Origin of the sequence: Myroides sp. N17-2 (assembly GCF_002286775.1) — a bacterium.
Taxonomy (GTDB): domain Bacteria; phylum Bacteroidota; class Bacteroidia; order Flavobacteriales; family Flavobacteriaceae; genus Flavobacterium.
Window position 1 is genome coordinate 1 of the sequence record NZ_NSGJ01000054.1, and the last position, 22,712, is coordinate 22,712.

Below are 22,712 nucleotides of genomic sequence, written 5' to 3' on the forward strand. Positions count from 1 at the left end.
GAAGATAATCAAAACGGAACTTTTACTTATTTCAGTGAAGCGGATTATGACAAAGACGGAAACAAAGTAGGTAAAGGAGTTGATTTTAATGCTAATACTTTAAGTATTGTAGAGAGAAATGGTAAAGAGCAAGGTATCTATGACTTCTTTGATGGAGAACATAAAGACACTCCCTTGATGACGATAAGTACTCGTGCTAATTCTATCTATTTTGACAACAGTTCTACTATTATTGAAGGGGATAATCTACAAGAGGTAATCGAGAATATTATCAATAAAATCGAGGTAGCTCAAGGTACTCCATCATCTATTAAAGGAGGAGAGATCTTAATCAATGGAGAAGTAGAATTAGGAGAAGCAGTCTTAAAAGAAATGACTTTAAGTATTGCTCCTGGCGCTATTACAACTGAAAAGATAGAAGCAGGAGGTAAGAAACAAATCTTAATTACCAATGCTAAAGGAGAAGTAGTATGGGTAGATGCCAATGAAGAGGTAATCAAAGAAATCGTTAAAAGTAATGAGACTGTAACGGTATTAGAAGATAAAGGAAATGGTACTTTTACTTATTTCAGTGAAGCGGATTATGACAAAGAAGGAAATAAAGTAGGCGAAGGAGTTAAGTTTAATGCTAATACTTTAAGTATTGTAGAGAGAAAAGGTAAAGAGCAAGGTATCTATGATTTCTTTGATGGAGAGCATAAAGACACTCCATTGATGACGATAAGTACTCGTGCTAATTCTATCTATTTTGACAATAGTTCTACTACTATTGAAGGAGATAACTTGCAAGAGGTAATCGAGAATATTATCAATAAAATCGAGGTAGCTCAAGGAACGCCATCATCTATTAAAGGAGGAGAGATCTTAATCAATGGAGAGGTGGAATTAGGAGAAGCGGTCTTAAAAGAAATGACTTTAAGTATTGCTCCTGGTGCTATTACAACTGAAAAGATAGAAGCCGGAGGTAAGAAACAAATCTTGATTACTAATGCTAAAGGAGAAGTAGTATGGGTAGATGCCAATGAAGAGGTAATCAAAGAAATCGTTAAAAGTAATGAGACTGTAACGGTATTAGAAGATAAAGGAAATGGTACTTTCTTCTATTACAATGAAGAAGCAATAGATAAGGATGGTAATTTAATAGAAGCAAATGCTGTTAAGTTTGATTCAAATACATTGAGAATCGTTGCTCAAGATAATGGGAAGTATGCCTTTTTTGATGGTAGAAGCGAGACGGTACCTGTAGCAGTAATTGATGTAACAGGAACTGTAATTGAGAACATCACAGAGATCTTAAATAACCAAGAAGTAAAAGAACAAATTTTTACTACTGTAGCTGCTCAAGGTAAAAAAGTTAGTGGAGATACAGCTATTGAGATTACAGGTGGAGAAAAAGCAGCGCTAAATGCAATGACTATTTCTCTTAAAAATGAAGGAGTAACTCCTGAGAAAATAGCTGCAGGAAGTAAGAAGCAAATCTTGATTACCAATGCAGAAGGTAAAGTACAATGGGTAGATGCTAATGAAGAGGTAATCAAAGAAGTAGTTCAGAAGAATGAAAGAATTACTCGTTTGGAAGCTAAGGAGAATGGTACTTTTGTATACTATAACGAATTAGCGGTTAATGAAAAAGGAGAAGTTATAGGAGAAGGTGTAGAGTTTGATGCGAATACCTTGTCTATCTTAGAAAACACACCTGGTATCTTTACTTTCTCTGATAAAAAAGGAAAGATTAAAGATTTAGATATCCGTGCAAGTAATATTATTGTTGATGATAGTACTATCGGTTCAGGAAATGATAATGTGCAAGATGTATTAGAAACTATTTTTGAAATCATCAAAAATATAGATAGTCAAAAAAGAGACCTAAAAGGAAAAGGTATCTTAGTTAATGGTGGTTCAGTTGTTGAAAAAGCTCTTCTAGAAGAAGTTGAGTTGTCTATTGCAGATAATGCAATTACAACAGCTAAACTTGCTGCAAATGCTGTTATAACAGAAAAAGTAGCAAATCACGCGATTACAGAAGATAAACTGTGGGCAGGTAAGGGAAGAGATAAACAAGTAGCTGTAGTACAAGCAGACGGATCTGTTAAGTTTCAAGAATTTAATGCTGTAGTTACAGGAAAAATGTTATCTGTAGATAATTCATTAACAGTAGAAGGAGATGCTTCAAAAGCACTTTTAAATCCTTTAGAAATTAAAGTGAATGAGTTAGGAATTGTAACAAAGCATATAGACCACAAGGCAGTTACAGCGGCGAAGATTGGTTCTGAAGAGGCAACGCTTAATGCTGTTCTAGCAGCTAATGGTTCTGGAGGAAGTGCTTTTACTCCTGTATCTACAGTAGTGTCTTCTGCAATGCAAGGTGATATAGAAGGTGATGACGCTATAAAAGTAACAGGAGGAGATAATGTTATTTTTGGAGATGATGAGAAGAAAGCAATAATAACATTAAATAAAAGAGGAGTAAAAGGAGGGCATATCGCTACTCAAACTATCTTAAATGAGAATATTGCTGATACAACAATTGCTGCAACTAAATTAAACGGTGGAACAGATAATGTAAATGCCGTAGCAACTGTTATTGATGCAAAAGGTACAGTAGCTTACCAACCTTTAACATCAGGAGCTATTTCTGATAAAGCAGCTTTAAAGACAGATGGTATTATTACTATAGGAGGACTGAATCAACAAGAGGGAACTTTATTAAAAGAAGCAACTTTAAGTATTGCTCCAAAAGGGATTAATACAACTCAAATAGCAGATAATGCAGTTGATAATTTACAAATAGCAGACTTGGCTGTGTCATCTGATAAAATTACATCGGGAACAGTGGGAACTGGTAGAGTATTATTAAGCGATGTAGATGGAAAAACGAAGTGGGGAGAACTAGATGATATTACTACTCAGTTAGCAGGAGACTTAATAACAGATGAGATTATTCAATTGACTTCTCAAGATGGAGATGGACAGAAAGCTTTATTAAAAGATGTGAAGTTAAGCATCAATGAGAATAGTATCACGAAGTCAAAACTTAGCTCTGTAGAAGGTGGAGTTAACACAGCTGAAGATATGCTGTTGGTAGCTGATGGAAAAGGTGGTTTCAAGTATATCAAGAAAGAAATAATGGCTATCGAAACAGAAGATCTAACATTAGGTAGCGCTTTAACATTCACTAATGGAAGTAATGGTATTGATGCTGTGTTAGTAAATACTTCTATAGATGTTAATGATCTTGGAATTTCGACAGCCAAATTAGCAGAGGGAGCTGTAACGACTGGTAAAATATCATCAGTTGGTGCAAATCAGAACACTGTGTTAACTGCTGACGGTAGTGGAAAAGTAGCATACAAAAAACTGACAAATAGTGCTTTTGAAGGCCAAGAAGCAGACTTATTATCTGATGGGTCGTTATTAATACCTGCTAATAATAAAGCGGTGTTAACAGCAACAACAATTGGTATTGCAGAGTCTGGAGTACAAACACAGCACATCGCAAACAGAGCTGTTACAGCAGATAAGATAGGAGCAGAAGGAACAACCAACGGGTTAGTATTAGTAACTAAAGATGGTGGAGCTGAGTTTTCTTCCCTATCAGATGCTATTTCTGGAACAGGAAAAGATATTACAGAAGGAAGTGCTATTACAGTAACGAACGGAAAACAAGCAGCATTAAAAGAGGTAACGATTGATGTAAAAAACTTAGGTATCACAAATGCTAAAATAGCAGAGAGAACGATACAGGCATCTAAATTTGATGCAAAAGGTACTGTCGCAGGAACTGTATTAACTTCTATGGGGGATGGCGAAGCGAAGTATGCGCCACTTAATCAATTTGCAAAACCATTAGGAAGTGATTCTTCTATCGAAGTATCAACCAATAAAGGAGTGCTTTTAGCAGATGCAACCATTAAAGTAAAAGAATTAGGTATTGGAACACAACACTTAGGAGCGAATGCAGTAACTGCCGAAAAGATGTCTTCTAAAGTAGGTGCTGGAGTTGCAGAGAAACAACAGCTTTTAATGGCTGATGGAGAGGGAGGAGTTTATTTTGGAATTTCAGAAAACGTAGTTACAAAAGGAAATATTACTAATGGAACTACTATTAGTGCTACACAAGGTGGTGTAGGTGCTGTCTTTCAAGATGTAACACTTGAAGTTAATGGACTATCTATTAACACAGGACATATTAAAGATAATGCGATATCTCCTGCTAAGATTAATAAAAATGCAGTAACAGCAGAGAAGATTGATACAAATGCTGTAATTGCTGATAAAATAGCTAATAATGCAGTAACTACTGATAAAATAAATGCAAATGCTGTAACAGAAGCTAAATTGGCTAAAGATGCAGTAACAACAGATAAAATTAAGGATGGAGCTATAACTAATAGCAAATTAGGAAATGATCAGGTTACTAACTATAAAATAGCTAATGGCGCTGTAACAACTAATAAGATGAGTGCAGGTAATGCGACAATAGGTCACGTGTTAACTGTAGAGAAAGATGGTAAAGTAGCGTTTAAAGAAACTAACCTACCTAAAGCAGACTTAAAAGGAAGCAGTACAATTGATGTAAAAGATGGTACAGGTGCTGTTTTAAGAGAAGTGAGTCTTATGGTTAATAATGCCTCTATAGGCCAAGATCATTTAACGTATGATGCAGTAGGACCAGGAGAATTGCAAGTTGATGCTGTAGAAACAGAACATATCGCTGATAATGCTGTTACAGATGAAAAAATTAGTTCAGATGGTGTAAAAGGAGGATATGTATTAACAGCTGATGGTGATGGAGGAGTTGTTTGGGAAGAACAAACAGGAGGTAACGACTCTGGTAATGGAAACTTCGAAGAAAGCGGTACAATTGAAATAGATGGAGAAGAAGATGGAAGAGGGAATGGAGCATTCTTTAAAGATTTAAAGTTTAATGTTAAAGGAGGTTCTATAGGTCAAGATCATTTAACATACGACGCTGTAGGATCAGGAGAACTACAAGACGATGCTGTAAATAATGAACATATTGCTGACCATGCTGTTACTGATTCTAAAATTAGCTCAGATGGAATAGAAGGAGGATATGTATTAACAGCTGATGGAGAAGGAGGAGTGGTTTGGGAAGAACAAACTGGTGGTAACGACTCAGGTAATGGAGAATTAGAAGAAAGTGATACAATAGGAATAGAATCAGGATATGCTGACGGAGCGTTATTTCATGATTTACAATTGAAAGTTAAAGAAGGATCGATAGATACAGAACATATCGCAGGCGATGCTATACAAAATCATCATATAGAAGACCTTGCTGTTTCTGAAGAAAAGATATTTTCGGATGATGCAGATGCTGGAGATGTATTAATAGCAGATGGAGACGGTGGAGCTCGTTGGGGAAAACCAACAGGAGGAAGTGGTAACATATCATCACCTAAGTTCTTTTATCTTCCAGCGATTTATGTAGAGATGGTATCAGGAAAAGGTGATTCTATAGAGATATATGATTACTACGCTGATCAATTCGGTTCACCAATGTTATCAAGTACTGGAGATTCTACATTACCTGTATATGGGAAGGATGAATTAAACTACTATGTAACCTATTATGATGAGGACGTATTTGAAGATATGCAATTAGATTACGATGGAGAATTACATTACAAAGTAAAAGATGGTGCTACACCAACTGGTAGAACATTCTTCAATATCGTGTTAGAAGTGAAGTAATAATTAATAGTTCGAAGGAGAACGCAAGTTCTCCTTTAACTTAATAGTATGATTATGAAGAAATATTATTATATCATGATAGCTTGTCTTGGTCTTTTGACTATGCAAGCACAAACGACTAAAAATGGAACACATCGATATTCGTTAACAGATATTGATCATAACAACCTTCCAGACTGGATAGAGAATGACTTTGGAAAAGGGGCTTTGTCAGGGCCTACAGGGGCAGAGAGATATACTTCTGAAGGAATTGTATTAACAAAAAAAAGAACGGGATTTAGTGGTTTTGCTATTACCGATTTAGATCTTGATTTGCGAAAAGGAGCAAAGATTGAATTTGAGTACGCAATGGCTGGAGTGACTGGAAGTGATGGAGCAGGATATGGATATGGAGGAGGAGGTATGACCTTCTTTTTATATGATGCTACTGAGGAGTTTAGTATCGGATATCTTGGTAGTGGTTTAGGATATTCCTTTAATGGATCAACAGCAGGAGGATCAACAGCTATTAAATCAGGATTAAAAGGAGGGTATTTAGGTATCGGATTTGATTTAGATGGAGGTAATAAGGAGAGAAAAGGTTTCGGAATGACAAGTTACGAAACACGTGAAGGACTTTCAGAACGAAGATATGAGAACGCTGATTTTAAGGATGAAGATGGTGATACTCATTTTTATAATTTGGGACGTCCTGTTTTTGGAGATTATTATAAAAATCACATTACATTAAGGGGTGCAGGTCAAGGAGATTACAAAGGAAATCCCCTGTTATTGACAAAGCTTTTTGGAGGTGAATATTCAGGAGACGATATTGCTAAGGCAGAACTTGATTATGATACTGGAGAATACGAATTTGGAACCAGTTATGAAAGTGATGAATTTAATATCGCTGACGGTGGATTGGATTATAATCCTAATTTCCAAAAAATAGAGGTAGAGTTAGTACCTGATGATGAGGATGGGATGTTTATAACCATAAAAGGGAATGGAAATATATTAATAGATGAGTTTTATTATCGACATTCATTCACTACCTATGGTGATGGTCGAATTGATAATGGTCGATATGAAGATGATGAATATGACTTCGAAACAAGAATACCAGATAGAGTTAATATTGGTTTTGCGGGGACAACGATGGACAACAATACCCAAAAAACAATCATCAGAAATGTAAAAGTAAGTCCCATAGATGATGATGGAGAAGAAGGAATAGACTTAGACGACACCGAAAAGCAGATCTGTGTAAGCGATAGAGTTGATAGTTATGGAGCCAGAACAATTATTAAAATATTAGAAGATACAGATTACGATGTAGATTGGGATAGTTTTAGATTTGTAAATGCAAATGGAGACGAAATAGGAGAGCACGAGCACGCAGATTTTTATGCAAAGTGGGAATATGATAGTTATTATGAAGAAGTTGTTATGACTGTGCAATATGATTTTTTTAATCCAGGAGAAGACTTAGAAGTATACTACTCTATAGAGATTGATGGAGTTCGATCACAACCTGCAATAATTAGAGTAAAAGGAATAGCTTGTGGTGCCATTGCCAATCCTCATATTAAAACAGGAGATAAGAATGCACCGTTTTTAGATTAAAGATAAAAGATTACCATAAACGAAAGGAAGCTAGACAGCTTCCTTTTTTTGTGCGCTTAAGTGAAGGTTTTTTATCGCTATTAATACATTTTTAGATAGTGAACGAGATTTTTAAGTATCAAGCCTGTTTTTTGTACAAATAGGGCGAAGGTATTTTGCTTTAAATAATGCGAATTATTTCTAAAAAAATCAAATAATAGCTCTCTCAAAAGCCTTTGTCTTTCTATAGATTATCAAATCCGTAAAAGTGAGTTTTAGCAACAGATATGTTGAAAAAAGCGTGTTTTATGATATTGATTTTTTTCTATTGTAAATTATATTTGCTTACTTTTTATTTGTTAATGTATGGGTGATTTTGAAATAAATCCATTTTATGAGTTAATTATAGACGATTTAGTAAATCGTAAATACTCAGTAGTTGACTGTTTCTTTTCGGAGGAGGAAGTCAACTTGTTAAGAGCGAATTTGCTTTTAAAACAAGACTTGCAAAGCTTTAAGAAAGCAGCTATAGGGCAGGCAAGCAGTGAACAAATAATAGACGAAGTTAGAGGGGACTCTATCCTATGGATGGATGAGAAACTACCTGATGAAGTAGAGCAGATGTACTTTAATAAGGTAAACCACTTCTTAGAATATGTGAACAGAACTTGTTACTTAGGTATTACAGAAGGGGAGTTTCACTATGCTTGTTATCCTGTAGGAACTTGCTATAAACGTCACTTAGATGTTTTTCAGACAGATAGTAGGAGAACACTGTCTGTAGTATTATACCTAAATGATCAGGATTGGACGCCTGCTTATGGAGGTGAGTTAGCCTTGTATCTTCAAGACGAGGGAGGTAATGAACGAGAGGAGATTGTGTATGCATTACCAGGGCGTTTAGTAGTATTCGATAGTAAAAGTATAGAACACGAAGTCAAAATGGTTAATCACACAAGATACAGTATCACGGGTTGGTTAAAGACGAGATAAAATAAAAAGCCTTTATATGAAGTCATATAAAGGCCTTTTTAAAATTTATTCTTCTGTAGATTCAGTACTTAGTTTTTTCTCTTGTTTATTGCGAACTACTTTCCACGAATAGAGTGTTATTAACGGAACGATAATCCAGAATAAGTCAATCAGTAATATATCTGAATAGTGATTTGACCAGCTTACCCATATCCAGTTTCCAGTCACTACACCATTAAATATAGGTATCATAAACCCAATAATACTACCTACTAATAGACAGTCTCTATTGGTTTTATATATATTCTTTCTAATAGATAATAAGACAGAGGCTATTAGCCAAGACCATAAGTAGAAGCTATAGATAAAACTTTGTCCTCCAGTAGGATTGAGTTTTACAGCTATAAACGTCAAGGCTGTTACAGGATACATAGATAGACAGATAGCCATATAAATATTTGCTAACCAGAAGTTAAACTTGCGTTTATGCTCAGGGACATTCTTTTTATCTCTAGCCACTAACCATATCAATACTCCTGATATGATAACAACACATCCTGCTATACCTACTAAGAAGTAAACGATACGTGTGGCTAACCCTCCAAAAGATCCAAAGTGAAGAAGATATACTATATTTGAGAAGATATAGTTATATCCCGGATTCTCATTAGGGTTACTTACCTCTTCTACTTCTCCAGTAGCGATGTGGTATCTTATTTCTCCTCTACTGTTTAATTGTTTTTTATCTTTTGCTCTTCCATTAATGATGACAGTCATACTCTCATCACCATAGTTATTGATAGAGATACCTGAGATAACAGGATCATCCCATCTTTCGATAGTTTTAAGTAGATAGTCATTGACATTGATTTGTTCTGCTAATGGAACATTCTGAAATACTATTTCTTTTGCTTCTCTATCATCATACACATCTTTATTGAATTTTTCCATATCTCCACCATATCCGAAACTTGACATAGCAGTAGCTACTAAGCTGTAATTAAGTAGAAAATAAGCTCCTGTGATAGCAAAGACCAATTGGAATGGAAAAGAGATTACCCCTAAAGCAGTGTGCAAATCTGTCCATACTGTCTTTAGTTTTTCCCAAGGGCGGAATACATAGAAGTTAGAAACAATCTTTTGCCAATGAACTAATAATCCTGTTATTAAGGCAAAAAGGAAAAAGAATGAAACCAATCCAGCCACAAAATAACCAAATGGAGCAAACTTAATATCTACTAAGCCATTTAATTGAGCCAAAAAGTGTAATCTGTATAGAAACTCACCTAATGAATAGGCTTCTGTATATGTTTGTTTTTGTTGTGTAGCCGTGTCATATAACCCAAAGTTTCGCTCACTCGCTTTTGGATCCAAAGTATCTTTTGAAGCAGATACATTTAGACTAATCATTCGACTACGTTCATTCATATAGAATGAGACATCACGTCCATATAAGTTTAATTGATTACCAAGTGAATCAATCAGGATATTATAGTCTAAATCTTTAGGAGCGAAGTTTGCTTGAGGTCTATTGTTTTGCCAGTTGTTGATCTCATTTTTAAAGAATGCAAATGAACCAGCAAAGAAGATTACATAAAGTAATACGGTAATAATGATTCCACTGATCGTATGTAAGTGAAAGTATTTATTATAATTTCTAATATTCATAATAGTAGTGCGTGTGGTATTAGGTATGTAGAGGTGCGATTAAATAAGGTAAATAAAACATTAGTATTAGTCCTATATAGATTAACCATATTTTATATCCATTATCAGCTAAGAAAGCTAATACGAATAAGATAGCCCATAATACATATCCTGTGACATACATCGTTGTGTAAATAGGAGGGGATGGGAAGAAATACATTAAGAATAGGTGGAATGTAATACTGATTAAAAATCCTCCTACTAATCCTGCTGTGATTTTTAGCACACGTTGCCAGGCAGAAGCCTCTAAATGTTTTTTATTAGCAGGCATAATTAAAAGATTAAAGTTTCAATGAATAATCCTAGACCTATTAGCCCTACAATGTGTTTTGTCTTAAAAGATAGCATAGGATACATCGTTAAAATAGTAGAACCTATAAACATTAAATAGATAAAGAACGTTAGACTTCCAACTCCTATCCCGTGGTAAATCGTCTCAGCAACTAGTGCTATACATAGTAGTGAGTAAGCGATAATCTTAGAGAGTTTAATATTGGATCTAAGCCAAGTAGTTAATGCACATTTCTTCTCATATTTCACTTTCTGAGAAGTATTATATAGCATAAAGAATGCTAAAGCTGTGATTGAAAATAGTACGGTTTGCATCTTATTTAGATTGAATAAAAACAAAGGTAGCGTATATTTTATAGTTTTTCCTAACAAAATATTAATTATTTTTAAGAAGAGTGGGTTCGATAGGTTAACTTGTATAGGTACACTATGTGCTGATAATTAGCAGTGGATTAAACTAAAACGAGCTAACCTATTCAGAATAAGTTAGCTCGTTTTAGTTATAATGTATGATTATAGGTGTTGTTATTATCTAGAACTGATTTACGTAAGGCTGTTATTTTGTTTTGATAATTCCCATTGTATAGAGACCTAATGCTTGTTGTAAGATATCTTTCATAATATCAATTGGTAGATCTACATTAGCATCTATATTCAGTGTCTTCATTCGCTTTCTACTGCCTATTTCTAATAAGGGATGTTCTATACGCAAGCCTTCTACTATTAAGAGATAAGGTGATTTAGGTGCTTTTGTTAAAGCAATAAAACAGAACATACGATTCTTATAGCTAAAACAAGGAGTACCCCATTTGATAGACTCTGTAATGTGTTCATCTAATCTCATGATAAAACTTCTCAAAGCTTGTAGACAGCTTCGATTAGGCTCTTCTTGTCTTAAATAGTATTGTTCTGTTTCTTTCATTTTAGTCATTTATAGCCACATAGATACTTACTTCAGCATCTAATGGATTCACTGTTTTCTCATCATAGACTTCGAAGTCCGCAGTGTACTTTCTATCCCAATTCTGATTCCATATCTTAATCCATTCATTGATCACTAAACCCTGTGTTAAGTCTCCCGTTGCAGTTACTTTAGTATAATTACTAGCATCCACACTATGTCCAATCATCCCTTCAGGAATATCTGATAGGTCAGATACCTCACATCCAATGATAGTTGTATAAGGCATCGTATGATCCCCTTCATAATTGGTGTACATGGAGTAGACAGCAGTACACACTTTATTAGGGATGCGGTTTAGTACATCTTCTTGCCAGAAGCGTTCCCATAATAAAGGGATGTCACTAGCAGCCTTGTTTTGCTCATTAGTTGTGCGAACTTCAATACCGATAAGGTAGAACTGATCAAGTGTTACTGTAGTCATAGAGTATTCTATTTATTGATTATACTACAAATGTATTCTCTGCTTATGACATAAGTATGTCAGGGGTGTTGTCTTGTGGATAGTATTTTTCTCTACACGCTTTTAAACCCAGAATCAGCGATAGGCAGATAAACGAAAAGTAATTATACAAGATAGGTCTGAATTAGTGATTTCAGCATACTATGGTATGGTTATAGAGCTAATGAAAGAACTATGAAGTAGAATTGCTTTGTAGTATTTGGCTAATGCTGATTCTGGGTTAAATATTGCTCCATCGTGATTTGATGAGGTTCGAATACTTTTAGTGTATCGTGTAGACTCTGGATACAGTCTAATCTAAACGCTCTAAAGTCATTCCTCAATCTACAATAAGCTATTAGTATCCAATTATCCTGTGTAGTGTATAAAGCAAAAGGTTCTATCTCACGCTTGCTCTCTTGGTTCTCCAGAGATAAGTAATGAACAGAAAGCACTTGATGATTAACTATCGCAGATTGTATTTTCATTAAGTAATTACTCGTTTGTGCCTTATCAGGATTATCCCTTACTATGATTCTTTGGGATAAGAAGTCAGCTTGATCTTTTTGCGTATAGCGCAGTACTGCTTTAAGTTTAAGAATAGCATTCTGATATTGCTTGATTAACGAAGCGTCTTTATTCTTTAAGATCAATTGCTCTGCTGTGATTAGCGCATTTGCTTCATCCTGAGTAAACATGACAGGTGGTAAGGCATAGCCTTCTATTAAAGAGTATCCCTTTCCTTCTTCAGTAAATACTGGAATTCCTGACTGCTCTAAGGTTCTTATGTCTCGGTAAACAGTACGTATACTTACATTGTGTTTCTCCGCTATTTCGGTAGCAGTTACGATACGCTTAGATTGTAACTGTGTGACAATAGCAGTAAGTCTGTTTAAACGCGGTTTACTTTCTGACATAATTAGCGGTGTTTTATTGTGAGTTTATGACGATAATAGGGAGTTAATACATAAAACCAAATAACCAAACAGGGATAATGTTACCAATCCCTATTTCGATGTTATCCTTTGCGATATATGCATTCTCAGTATTCTGAATTTGTTTTTTGCCTTTGTTTTTTCCTCCTATTTCGAAGGTATATGTCTTGTCAATTATAAAATCAGCGACTTCAGATAGGTTGACCTCGTGTAATCCTTTAAATTGATTTAAGAAGAATGTCTCTCTTACATTACCTATATTAGTGTTGTCCTTCGCAAGGGCATACATCAGATTACTATTGTTTAAGTATATCTTTTCAGGTTTAGTAAGTACTCCTATGCCAGATGTATCCTTATATAATTCATTGATTAAACCAGCACGCTCAAGTATTTTAATGCATTGAATCAAGGTGTTTCTTGAGACACCAACTTTTTCACTTAACTTGGTTATATTAGGTGTGAATGGAGCACTTGATGCTATAGTGATCAATAGTTTTTTTAAGCGAACTAGGGTGTCGTAAGTCAGGTTCTCTACCGCATTGATATCTATTTCTATTAGTAGATTAATGGTGTTGAGTAACTTTTGATTATACAGATTTTCATTCTCTTTATAATATGGATAAGCACCTATTCTTAGATATTTCTCGAAGAGTGGTAGCGGTTTTATATCTTCTAAAAGTGTTGTTGTAATGGCGTTGTGTTGTTCTAAAATTGTTGCCATAGAATAAGTAGGATATACTGTATTTGTTTCAAATGAAATAAACTCTCTAAAAGACAACTCCTTTAAATAATAGGTTACCGCTCTGCGGCTTAAATCTGATTCAGACTTGTAGATTTCAAGCATTGAAGAAGATGTAAATATAACATTCAGTTCAGGGAAGTTATCATAGATTAACTTTAGCTCTCGTGACCAATTTTGGTATTTATGTACTTCATCAAGCAGTAAATGTGTTCCTCCATAAAGGACAAACTGCTTTGCTAAGTCATATAACTTATTGTCATAAAAGTAAATATGATCTAAACTTATATATAAAGTTGATTGTAAAGGTAAATGTAGTTTTGCTACTTGAAGGAGTATGGTTGTTTTGCCTGCTCCTCTTGCTCCTTTTATTGATATCAATCGGTTGTTTAGGTCTATCTGATGTACTAGATAACGCTGTATTTCTAATGATACACGCGCTATTTTTGTCTGAAATTCTAATAGTAACTCTTCCATAATGTATTCCTTTGAATACAAATATAGATAAAATTGTTAAGTCTATAAAGCAATTTTAGTAAAAAATGTTAAGTGGATAAAGCAATATTTAGTATGAATTGTTAAGTTAATAAAGCAATATTGGGTATGTATCGTTAAGTATATAAAGCAATATTTATCAAAATTATTAGTGTAAAAGTAATACTAGGTTATGAGTGCTGTCTTTTATTTGCGGTATATGTTGATATAATTATTGTATAATGTGTTTTTTTTATATTTTTTTTTATATTTTTATTAAAACTATGTATTATCGTTAATTAAATCAAAGGTTATGAGGAATTGTATTTTAGTTATAGTTGTTTTTCTTTCTTTTTCGTCACTTGCACAAACGAAAGATGAGTATAAAAGTAAGTTCTTTGCACAGACTACTTTTATGAGTGTAGAAGCAGGTAGAGATTTCTTGGTAGGAAATAACTTTTTTGTGCAGACAGGTGTAGGTCTTGGAGCTGGATATGATGTTGGGTATAATAGTATGTCTATGGCTTTGAAATTTTCTAAGCCAATACCGTATCTAAAGGGGAGTGTAGATTGGTACTATAATAAGAACAACAGAATAGATAAGAATCGTACGCTAGCGAATAACTCTGGTAACTATCTTGGTATACAAGCGAAGTACAGTTTTGGTGATAATGATGAGTATAGCACCTCTCTAAATAGAGTCTTGGTAAGTGAAGCACATTGGGGAATTAAGCGTACTTTTGGTGGAGTGATGTATTATAAAGTACAGTTAGGGGTAGCTCATTTTAAGGATTATGATACTACATATACTGAAGTATATCCTACAATAGGAATGTTTATAGGCGTAACTTTTTAGTAAATAGTTGGAGGAGTTAGAAATATTCTTCTAATGAATAAGGCATATATAGATTGTTCTGTATATGCCTTGTTCGTTTTAAAGTATCTCATACTTTCCAGCAGAAGTTAATATCTGTTGTATTTCTTCTTTTGCTACCTCAGGTGATTTAACCTCGATACTATGTGTGTCTAACGTTACTGTAGCCTCTATATGCGGGTGTTTTTTAAGCTCCTCTTGGATTTTACCTACGCAGCTGCTGCATCCCATTCCTTTTATCTGATATACTGTTGCCATAATTATAAATGTTAATTTATTTTTGTATTACAAAGGTATTATAGCAACCGCGTATAACTGTTACACGATTCTTAGTAGTTGTTATATAATTCCTTAGCTGTTCTTAAAGCGTTGAAATTATGCACAGAAATAGTACTCTACTGTGATATTTTATTAAAAGCATCTATACACTGAAGTACCATCGTATCAATAATAGGTGTATCTGTTTTTAATTTATTGAATACAAGAGGAAGTTCAGTACAGCCTAAAATGATACCATCTACATCACTATAGTTATTCACTACAGCAGTGAAAAAAGTAAGCATTTCTTCACTCACTTCCCCTTTAGACAACATAGATTGGTATTGCCCCATCTGATTTATTTCTTCTGCATTAGGAATGATTACCTCTATATTGCTTTGTTGTAGAGGAGATTTAAAATACTCATCTTCCATTGTAAAAGGAGTTCCAAGTAACAACACTCTCTGCATATTGTTTTTTAGAATATGTTGTTTTGTCAATTCTATACTGTGAGAAATTGGGATGTTAGTTAGTAATTCAGACTTAATCTCATCATACGCTTTGTGCAAAGTATTATTTGCTATTAGATAACAATCAGGTTGTAATGCAAGTAAGTTCTCTATCTCGTATTTTAAGATATTGGGTATTTCATCCCATCTGTCGGCATATCTCGTTTTGATATTGTGGTAATCAATGCTGTATAAAATGATAGGACAAGAGTGATATCCTCCCCATTTCTCATTAGCCATTTGATTTAGTAACGTATAATATAGTGCAGTAGAAGGATATGCGGTACCTCCTAAGATTCCTATTCTTTTCATTGATTTTGTTTTAGATTATTGTTTTAAAGTAGATTGTCAAATGTAATAAGAAATAGTCTTTTAGCTTGTGGCAATTAATCTAAATTACCCGTATTATTTCGTTATTTTTGTTATTTAAAATAGGTAGTATGTTTGACTTTCGATTAAAAGTATTTTACACAGTAGCCAAGAGAGGTAGCTTTACAAAGGCGGCTAAGGAATTACTGATTTCTCAGCCTGCTGTGACTAAACATATTCAAGAGATCGAATCATCTTATCAGACGAAGCTATTCGTTAGAGATGGTATGAAAATATACCTTACCGAAGCAGGAGAACTACTGTACACCTATGCAGAAGAAATCTTCTCTATATATCGCAATCTTGAGTTCGATATACACGCGCTAAATGCCAAGATGGATGGAAGCCTTAGAGTAGGGGCGAGTACCACAATCTCACAGTATGTGTTACCTCCCTTATTAGCTGAGTTCAAGAAGAAAGTCAATGATCTACACTTAGATGTAGTCTCTGATAATACTACAGTGGTCGAAAATCTATTGCTTACTAAAAGCATTGATGTGGGTCTTGTGGAGGGGTATTCTAAAAACCCTCAAATAAAGTATATCGACTTTATTAAAGATGAGATAGTACTCGTATGTGGTAGTAATAACGAGCTTGCGAAGAAAGGGAGTATCAAACCTCATGAACTTAAAGACTTGTCGTTTTTATTACGAGAGACAGGATCAGGTACCTTAGATGTAGTAGATAGTAGTCTTAAAGAAATAGGTATAACTATAAGTGATTTGACTAATGAAATGAGTTTCTCTAGTACCGAGAGTATTAAGATGTATCTAATGCATTCAGACAGTGTAGCCTTTTTATCAGTACACGCTATCTTAAAAGAGTTGAGGTATAACGAGCTTAGTATAATTGATATTGATGGTCTTGATATCAGTAGAACATTTTCTCTAATTCAGCGTCAAGGACAAGAGAGCGCCTTGGTAGAGCTATTCATTCGCTTTGTACAGAATTATAACTTAAAGTTATAAGTTATAACTATTATGTATTTTCTTTTCCTCTGCTGATGAAAGACATTTGTATCTGTAAATATTATACAAATGACAACAGAAAATAATACTCGTGACTCTATAGGTAAAGTACTGCTAATCGGGCTTGCTTTACTTAGTTTATTCCCATTTATATCATCTGCAGTAGCCTTGGTTATTGGTATCGTGTACGCACAGATATTTGAGAATCCTTATAGTAAGGAGACCAAAAAGGCAACAGGACTATTATTAAAGATAGCAGTGATTGGTCTTGGTTTTGGGATGAATGTATACAGTGCCATATCAGCAGGGAAAGACGGTTTTGTATTAACCATCTTTTCTATATTCTTAACCTTATCACTTGGTTTCTTACTAGGGAAACTATTAAAAATAGATAAAAAGATATCTTATTTAGTGTCTTCGGGTACAGCTATCTGTGGAGGAAGTGCTATAGCGGCAGTATCGCCTGTAATCAAAGCAGATGAGAAGCAAATATCAGTTGCTTTAGGGATTGTGTTTATCCTAAATTCAGTAGCTCTAATCATCTTCCCACCGATAGGACACGCATTGGGATTAAGTCAAGTAGACTTCGGACTGTGGTCAGCAATAGCTATTCACGATACAAGTTCTGTAGTAGGAGCAGCTGCTAAATATGGTGATCAGGCCTTAGAAGTAGCCACTACAGTGAAGTTAGCTCGTGCGTTATGGGTAATACCAGTAGCTTTCTTATCGATGCTATTCTTCAAAACCAAAGGGACTAAAGTGAAGCTACCTTACTTTATCGGATTATTCATCTTAGCGATGTTGGCTAACTCATATATCCCAGCGGTACAGACTGTGGGACCATATATCGTAGAGGCTTCTAAAGCTGCATTAACACTAACGTTATTCTTAATTGGTACGTCATTATCATACCGCACAGTGAAGTCTGTCGGATTTAAACCTTTATTAGAAGGAATAGGATTGTGGATATTTATATCTGTGACTTCATTACTATATATTATGTATGTAAATTAATAGGAATAGTTTATTGAAAATCTAGTCAAGTATCAATAAGGTTAAAACCACAAGGCATAAGTGATTTATGCCTTTTTTTATATCTATAAGTTAGGTTTGCTTGATTTAATAAATGTTTTTTATCTTTAATAACAATGATTATTTTCTTAAATTTGGTTAAAATTTAAAATTATTATTTATGAAAAAGGTTATTACTCTATTAAGTGTCTGTTTGTTCTTAGCAGTAGGTTGTAAGGATAGTAAGGAAGTTGGTGCAGTGAATGTTGACAGTATGCAACAAGCAGGTGAAATTATTGACTATACAAATAGTGTAGTTGATTATATGAATGATGCAAATTCTTTTATTAATTCTAGAGAACGCGATTTCAAAAAATTAGTTGATTTAGCAGAGAGTAAGAAGGTAAGATCTAGAATTGATATTCCTATAGATGCCTTATTTGTATCACATAATTTTGGTTCAAAAAAAGATCGTGAGGAAAAAATAGTTAACCCTCCGGCTGTGCTTTCAAAAGAAGAACAAGAATTCTTTAAAGAAAAAGTTACCTTTTATAAAGAACAAAGAAATTTATTATCAGGTACTTCAGTAACTTATATTAAGTACCTAACGGATGAGGATTACAAAGATGATAATTGGGCAAAAGCGAAAGAATATGCTGAAACTATAGAGAAAGCATATACTAACTGTATAGAAACGCGACCAATAATTTCTAAAAAAATCGAGGAAGTAACTGAGCGTGCTGAAGAAATTATCTTGGCTGACTCTCCTATTAAAGATGCGATAATGACAGTAAAAGGAGATTTGAAAAATATAGATAATCTAATTGATGTTTTTTACGATCACGCTGAAGCAGGTGGGAAGAAAGAAGAAGCAGATAAACTTTATACAGAACTTGAAGCGAATATAGCAAAGCATAAAGGCTTATATGTGGCAGAGTTAACTAAAGAAGGTAAATTGAGCTCTTACGAGTCATTTTATACTTCAGTTGATGGTAATCTAGGTAATGTTAGAAAGGTGTTGAGAAAAGTAAAAGAAGGAAAGAAACTGACTGATAGCGATTTTGATGATTTAAGAAGAGTGAGTAATGATGCTGTAGCTAGTTACAATAGATTTATCTAATATAACGTATAGTATTAAATAAAAACGGGAGACTTTATAAAGTCTCCCGTTTTTATTTATCACACCTGTATCACACCTAAGTTAAATGGTTTCTCGATAGGAGCGTGGTTAGCTGCTTCGATACCCATAGATATCCACTTACGTGTATCTAGCGGATCGATAATTGCATCTGTCCATAGACGAGCTGCTGCATAATACGGAGACACTTGTGTATCGTATTTAGCCTTTATTTTATTGAATAATTCTTCTTCTTGTTCTTTCGTTAGTTCTTCTCCTTTAGCTTTTAGAGAAGAAGCTTCTATCTGAAGTAATACTTTCGCTGCCTGAGCACCTCCCATTACAGCAAGTTCTGCACTAGGCCAAGCAAAGATAAGTCTCGGGTCATATGCTTTACCACACATCGCATAGTTACCTGCTCCGTATGAGTTACCCACTACTACAGTGAATTTAGGTACTACAGAGTTTGCTACAGCATTCACCATCTTAGCTCCATCTTTAATAATACCACCGTGCTCTGACTTAGAACCTACCATAAATCCTGTTACATCCTGTAAGAATACTAATGGTATTTTCTTTTGGTTACAGTTAGCGATAAAGCGAGTAGCCTTATCAGCAGAGTCAGAATATATCACCCCTCCGAACTGCATTTCACCTTTTTTCGTTTTCACTACCTTACGGTGATTCGCTACGATACCTACTGCCCATCCATCGATACGCGCATATCCAGTGATGATCGTTTGACCATATCCTTCTTTATATTCTTCAAATTCTGAGTTATCCACTAGACGCTTGATGATTTCCATCATATCGTATTGCTCATTACGAGCTTTAGGTAGGATACCATAGATATCTTCTTGGTTTAAAGCAGGCTTTACAGCTTTGATACGACTGTATCCCGCCTTGTCAAAATCACCTATTTTATCTACTATATTTTTGATTTTATCTAAAGCGTCTTTATCGTCTTTGGCTTTATAGTCAGTTACACCTGATATTTCACAGTGTGTAGTCGCACCACCTAATGTTTCGTTGTCGATACTTTCTCCGATAGCCGCTTTTACTAAATAACTACCTGCAAGGAAGATACTTCCTGTTTTATCTACGATCAGCGCTTCATCACTCATAATAGGCAAGTAAGCTCCTCCAGCTACACAGCTTCCCATTACAGCAGCTATCTGTGTAATTCCCATACTGCTCATCACAGCATTATTTCTAAAGATACGTCCGAAGTGTTCTTTATCAGGGAATATTTCATCTTGTAGAGGTAAGTAAACTCCTGCGCTATCTACTAGGTAGATAATAGGTAGTCTATTTTCGATAGCTATTTCTTGTGCTCTTAAATTCTTTTTTCCTGTAATAGGGAACCATGCTCCAGCTTTCACAGTAGCGTCATTAGCCACTACGATACACTGTTTTCCTTTGATATATCCTATCTTAACTACCACACCTCCAGATGGACATCCACCGTGCTCTGCATACATATCCTCACCTGCGAATGCACCTATCTCTATACTATTCGCTTTATCGTCTAATAGGTAGTCGATACGCTCTCTAGCAGTCATTTTTCCTTGTTCATGTAGTTTGGCAATGCGTTTTTCACCACCACCTTTTTTTACTATAACTAACTTTCTCTTAAGGTCTGAAAGAAGTAGCTTATTGTGGTCTTCGTTTTTATTGAAGTTTATATCCATAGTTTGTTGGGTTGATTCACTGTTGTTTTTAATCGTTTTCGCTAAAGTACAAAATATACTTAGATTTTTTACTAGCGAAATTTGGCAGTTCGAGAATTTTTAGAAAACTAACATATTCCCAAAAGGAAGAGCAATATTATATCAACAACGGCTATAATTCCATATTAAGAGATAGACATATAAACGAAAAGCAAATTCCTTAATGTCTCTCAAAATGAAGTTGCATTTTTTTTAGTTTCTCTTTCCTAATCTGACAAAAAAACACTTTTAGCTCTCTCTAATTGAGCACTTTTTTTAACCTACCCCTTCCACAAGGCTTCTAGCATACCCTGTTTTTCATTTTATGTACATTTTTTCAAACTGCTTATTTAGTTAATGTGTTGGTATTTAGTTGTTTGTTGTGTTTTTTGTAAAAATGATAATTATCTCTAACGTGCTTTAATCCTAGTGAAACCGTGCAGTAATCTTGCATTATAGGACATTTAAGGGATAGTGGTAGGTGAGTAGTAGGGCTGAGCAATTTTTGCCCGTGTATGCTCTTGTTGATTATCTTGAACTTACTTTTAAGGGGATGCCATGGGCTATGTGCTAGAAAATCAAAATTTGGATCAAATCAGTCGTCATTCGCTGAAATGATACAGTATTTTTTGTAAATAATTTCAGTTGGATTGACAGCTGATTGATACCAAGCTAGAGTAGGAGTGGGATGAACAGATGATAAACTTTTTTTTATCTATATGTATTTGGTATTCTGATTTTTATATATTACAAATACAAAAAACCAAAAAAACAAAAGCACAAAAAAACTAAAGTTATGGCAGAAATTAAACAAGGAATATTAGGTGCAACAAGAGGAAAAATTGGACCAGTAGTAGGATATATATGGAGAGGGAAAAATTGGCTTCGTTCTAAACCTAGCAAATCAAGGAAAAAAGCAACCGCGAAGCAGTTGCTTCAGTGGGATAAGATGAGCCTAGTATCTACTTATGCGAGTAAGTTTAGGGACTTTGTCAATGCGCATTGCCCTACGGCTAAAGTAGGTGAGAAATGGCTGATCGGCAAAGAGCAAATGATTTCAAGGATGATGAAACAAGGCATCACAATGATTAATGGACTACAACATATCGCTGTAGAACAAACAATCTTATCTATCGGAAACCTTGCTCCTGCTGTGATTAGAAAGATTAATATCATGAAAACAGGCAAGTTTAAAGTGCAGTGGGATAATAGCTTGGTCAATGCGATGACGCTAGATACAGATTCGCTGACGATGATGCTATATAACGAGACATTAGACAAGTTCGTAGCTATACATAATGTGGAAAACCGCGTAGATAAGTACGCGCATTTTAGTGTCCCAACAGAGTGGAAAAGCGGGAAGGTGTACTTTTGGAGTATGTGGAAGGCTGCTGACGGGAGTATGCATAGCACAAGTTGCTTTCATGGGATGATAGAGCTTATCGAGGAACAGGAAATAAGAAAAGAGGAGCAGGAATCAGGGAACGGGAAACAGGTAGCGGGGAAACATAAAACAGAGAATGGGAAAGAGGTAGCAGGGAACGTGAATCAAGAAATGGGAAATACAAAACAAGAAATAACAGAGGTTATGCCTCTAGAACAAGTACAAAGAATAGCGTTAAAACAGTGCCTAGAAGAGGTGGCTTCCACTACCAATGTAGAAATAGGTAACGAATCTGTGGAGCCTGCTATTAAAGAAAAAGAACTGAAGAAATGGACACCACCAGGGTATACCCGCCGAGTAAAAAAACGAATATTAAAAGGGAATGTTGAGGTAGATAATAGCACTGATAACAGCAAGAAACAGAGTTCTTCTAAACCGAGTGGAATGATTGAGGGCGCGCGTTCTATTTTAGATGTACCGGATATTAGAGTGGAACAGCAAGAGTGATTTACTATTATGTTATGGATAAGTAAGGCTTTAGGAGATGAATATTATGGATAAAATGCTCTTGAGGATTCAAAGAGATGTCCTAATGTGTGTTTTTAGAGTAAAAGATAGTACATAGTAAGATTATTAGCACATAACTTTTAAAATTATTGACTTAACGTTAATTTAATGTGGTAAAATACT

At 34.8% G+C, this 22,712-nt stretch carries 18 protein-coding genes; 8 read left to right on the forward strand and 10 right to left on the reverse strand.

Annotation, left to right across the window (positions count from 1 at the left end):
* From CF599_RS16850 to CF599_RS16860, 3 genes are all read left to right on the forward strand, one after another.
* On the forward strand, nt 1-5,718 hold a 5,718-nt coding region (locus CF599_RS16850), incomplete at its 5' end, for a hypothetical protein (protein WP_121967128.1).
* A gap of 54 nt (nt 5,719-5,772) precedes the next feature.
* The gene (locus CF599_RS16855) at nt 5,773-7,323 is read left to right on the forward strand and encodes a hypothetical protein (protein WP_121967129.1); all 1,551 of its coding nucleotides are present in this window, start codon (nt 5,773-5,775) and stop codon (nt 7,321-7,323) included.
* Nucleotides 7,324-7,668: 345 nt separating this feature from the next.
* Nucleotides 7,669-8,295: a 2OG-Fe(II) oxygenase gene (locus CF599_RS16860; protein WP_121967130.1), complete on the forward strand. Its 627-nt coding sequence runs from the start codon at nt 7,669-7,671 to the stop codon at nt 8,293-8,295.
* A 45-nt stretch (nt 8,296-8,340) separates the two neighbouring features.
* Here CF599_RS16860 and CF599_RS16865 read toward each other — a convergent pair whose 3' ends face one another.
* The 7 genes from CF599_RS16865 to CF599_RS16895 form a co-directional block, all read right to left on the reverse strand.
* On the reverse strand, nt 8,341-9,942 hold the full coding sequence (locus CF599_RS16865) for a PepSY domain-containing protein (RefSeq protein ID WP_121967131.1): 1,602 nt from the start codon (nt 9,940-9,942) through the stop codon (nt 8,341-8,343).
* A 19-nt stretch (nt 9,943-9,961) separates the two neighbouring features.
* On the reverse strand, nt 9,962-10,252 hold the full coding sequence (locus CF599_RS16870; protein WP_121967132.1) for a hypothetical protein: 291 nt from the start codon (nt 10,250-10,252) through the stop codon (nt 9,962-9,964).
* A gap of 2 nt (nt 10,253-10,254) precedes the next feature.
* Complete coding sequence (locus CF599_RS16875) at nt 10,255-10,587, reverse strand: hypothetical protein (protein WP_254050350.1); 333 nt, start codon at nt 10,585-10,587, stop codon at nt 10,255-10,257.
* Between the two features lie 241 nt (nt 10,588-10,828).
* The gene (locus tag CF599_RS16880; protein ID WP_121967155.1) at nt 10,829-11,194 is read right to left on the reverse strand and encodes a DUF1801 domain-containing protein; all 366 of its coding nucleotides are present in this window, start codon (nt 11,192-11,194) and stop codon (nt 10,829-10,831) included.
* A gap of 1 nt (nt 11,195) precedes the next feature.
* A complete protein-coding gene (locus CF599_RS16885) occupies nt 11,196-11,657 on the reverse strand; it encodes a GyrI-like domain-containing protein (protein ID WP_121967134.1) in 462 nt (153 codons plus the stop codon).
* 242 nt (nt 11,658-11,899) lie between these two features.
* The gene (locus CF599_RS16890) at nt 11,900-12,592 is read right to left on the reverse strand and encodes a YafY family protein (RefSeq protein WP_121967135.1); all 693 of its coding nucleotides are present in this window, start codon (nt 12,590-12,592) and stop codon (nt 11,900-11,902) included.
* Between the two features lie 43 nt (nt 12,593-12,635).
* Nucleotides 12,636-13,826, reverse strand: a complete 1,191-nt coding sequence (locus CF599_RS16895) for an ATP-binding protein (protein ID WP_121967136.1) — start codon at nt 13,824-13,826, stop codon at nt 12,636-12,638.
* 310 nt (nt 13,827-14,136) lie between these two features.
* On the opposite strand from CF599_RS16895, the gene CF599_RS16900 reads away from it, so the two are divergent.
* Nucleotides 14,137-14,679 (forward strand): hypothetical protein, encoded by a 543-nt coding sequence (locus CF599_RS16900; protein ID WP_121967137.1) that lies wholly within the window; start codon nt 14,137-14,139, stop codon nt 14,677-14,679.
* Between the two features lie 78 nt (nt 14,680-14,757).
* On the opposite strand, the gene CF599_RS16905 is transcribed toward CF599_RS16900, so the two are convergent.
* Both CF599_RS16905 and CF599_RS16910 read right to left on the reverse strand, forming a co-directional pair.
* Nucleotides 14,758-14,955, reverse strand: a complete 198-nt coding sequence (locus tag CF599_RS16905; protein ID WP_121967138.1) for a heavy-metal-associated domain-containing protein — start codon at nt 14,953-14,955, stop codon at nt 14,758-14,760.
* Nucleotides 14,956-15,092: 137 nt separating this feature from the next.
* Nucleotides 15,093-15,776, reverse strand: coding sequence for an aspartate/glutamate racemase family protein (locus CF599_RS16910; protein WP_121967139.1), 684 nt, complete (start codon nt 15,774-15,776; stop codon nt 15,093-15,095).
* A gap of 128 nt (nt 15,777-15,904) precedes the next feature.
* On the opposite strand from CF599_RS16910, the gene CF599_RS16915 reads away from it, so the two are divergent.
* From CF599_RS16915 to CF599_RS16925, 3 genes are all read left to right on the forward strand, one after another.
* Nucleotides 15,905-16,801: a LysR family transcriptional regulator gene (locus CF599_RS16915; RefSeq protein WP_121967140.1), complete on the forward strand. Its 897-nt coding sequence runs from the start codon at nt 15,905-15,907 to the stop codon at nt 16,799-16,801.
* A gap of 69 nt (nt 16,802-16,870) precedes the next feature.
* Nucleotides 16,871-17,815, forward strand: a complete 945-nt coding sequence (locus CF599_RS16920) for a YeiH family protein (RefSeq protein ID WP_121967141.1) — start codon at nt 16,871-16,873, stop codon at nt 17,813-17,815.
* 178 nt (nt 17,816-17,993) lie between these two features.
* On the forward strand, nt 17,994-18,932 hold the full coding sequence (locus CF599_RS16925; RefSeq protein ID WP_121967142.1) for a DUF3829 domain-containing protein: 939 nt from the start codon (nt 17,994-17,996) through the stop codon (nt 18,930-18,932).
* A gap of 59 nt (nt 18,933-18,991) precedes the next feature.
* Here CF599_RS16925 and CF599_RS16930 read toward each other — a convergent pair whose 3' ends face one another.
* Nucleotides 18,992-20,620 (reverse strand): acyl-CoA carboxylase subunit beta, encoded by a 1,629-nt coding sequence (locus CF599_RS16930; RefSeq protein WP_121967143.1) that lies wholly within the window; start codon nt 20,618-20,620, stop codon nt 18,992-18,994.
* An 814-nt stretch (nt 20,621-21,434) separates the two neighbouring features.
* Between CF599_RS16930 and CF599_RS16935 the strand changes: the two genes are divergently transcribed.
* Complete coding sequence (locus tag CF599_RS16935) at nt 21,435-22,529, forward strand: DUF6266 family protein (RefSeq protein ID WP_121967144.1); 1,095 nt, start codon at nt 21,435-21,437, stop codon at nt 22,527-22,529.
* Nucleotides 22,530-22,712 lie beyond the last annotated feature (183 nt).

Coding starts and splice junctions, on each gene's coding strand:
- CF599_RS16855 (WP_121967129.1), top strand. CDS start 5,773: ATGAAGAAATATTATTATATCATGATAGCTTGTCTTGGTCTTTTGACT.
- CF599_RS16860 (WP_121967130.1), top strand. CDS start 7,669: ATGGGTGATTTTGAAATAAATCCATTTTATGAGTTAATTATAGACGAT.
- CF599_RS16865 (WP_121967131.1), bottom strand. CDS start 9,942: ATGAATATTAGAAATTATAATAAATACTTTCACTTACATACGATCAGT.
- CF599_RS16870 (WP_121967132.1), bottom strand. CDS start 10,252: ATGCCTGCTAATAAAAAACATTTAGAGGCTTCTGCCTGGCAACGTGTG.
- CF599_RS16875 (WP_254050350.1), bottom strand. CDS start 10,587: ATGCAAACCGTACTATTTTCAATCACAGCTTTAGCATTCTTTATGCTA.
- CF599_RS16880 (WP_121967155.1), bottom strand. CDS start 11,194: ATGAAAGAAACAGAACAATACTATTTAAGACAAGAAGAGCCTAATCGA.
- CF599_RS16885 (WP_121967134.1), bottom strand. CDS start 11,657: ATGACTACAGTAACACTTGATCAGTTCTACCTTATCGGTATTGAAGTT.
- CF599_RS16890 (WP_121967135.1), bottom strand. CDS start 12,592: ATGTCAGAAAGTAAACCGCGTTTAAACAGACTTACTGCTATTGTCACA.
- CF599_RS16895 (WP_121967136.1), bottom strand. CDS start 13,826: ATGGAAGAGTTACTATTAGAATTTCAGACAAAAATAGCGCGTGTATCA.
- CF599_RS16900 (WP_121967137.1), top strand. CDS start 14,137: ATGAGGAATTGTATTTTAGTTATAGTTGTTTTTCTTTCTTTTTCGTCA.
- CF599_RS16905 (WP_121967138.1), bottom strand. CDS start 14,955: ATGGCAACAGTATATCAGATAAAAGGAATGGGATGCAGCAGCTGCGTA.
- CF599_RS16910 (WP_121967139.1), bottom strand. CDS start 15,776: ATGAAAAGAATAGGAATCTTAGGAGGTACCGCATATCCTTCTACTGCA.
- CF599_RS16915 (WP_121967140.1), top strand. CDS start 15,905: ATGTTTGACTTTCGATTAAAAGTATTTTACACAGTAGCCAAGAGAGGT.
- CF599_RS16920 (WP_121967141.1), top strand. CDS start 16,871: ATGACAACAGAAAATAATACTCGTGACTCTATAGGTAAAGTACTGCTA.
- CF599_RS16925 (WP_121967142.1), top strand. CDS start 17,994: ATGAAAAAGGTTATTACTCTATTAAGTGTCTGTTTGTTCTTAGCAGTA.
- CF599_RS16930 (WP_121967143.1), bottom strand. CDS start 20,620: ATGGATATAAACTTCAATAAAAACGAAGACCACAATAAGCTACTTCTT.
- CF599_RS16935 (WP_121967144.1), top strand. CDS start 21,435: ATGGCAGAAATTAAACAAGGAATATTAGGTGCAACAAGAGGAAAAATT.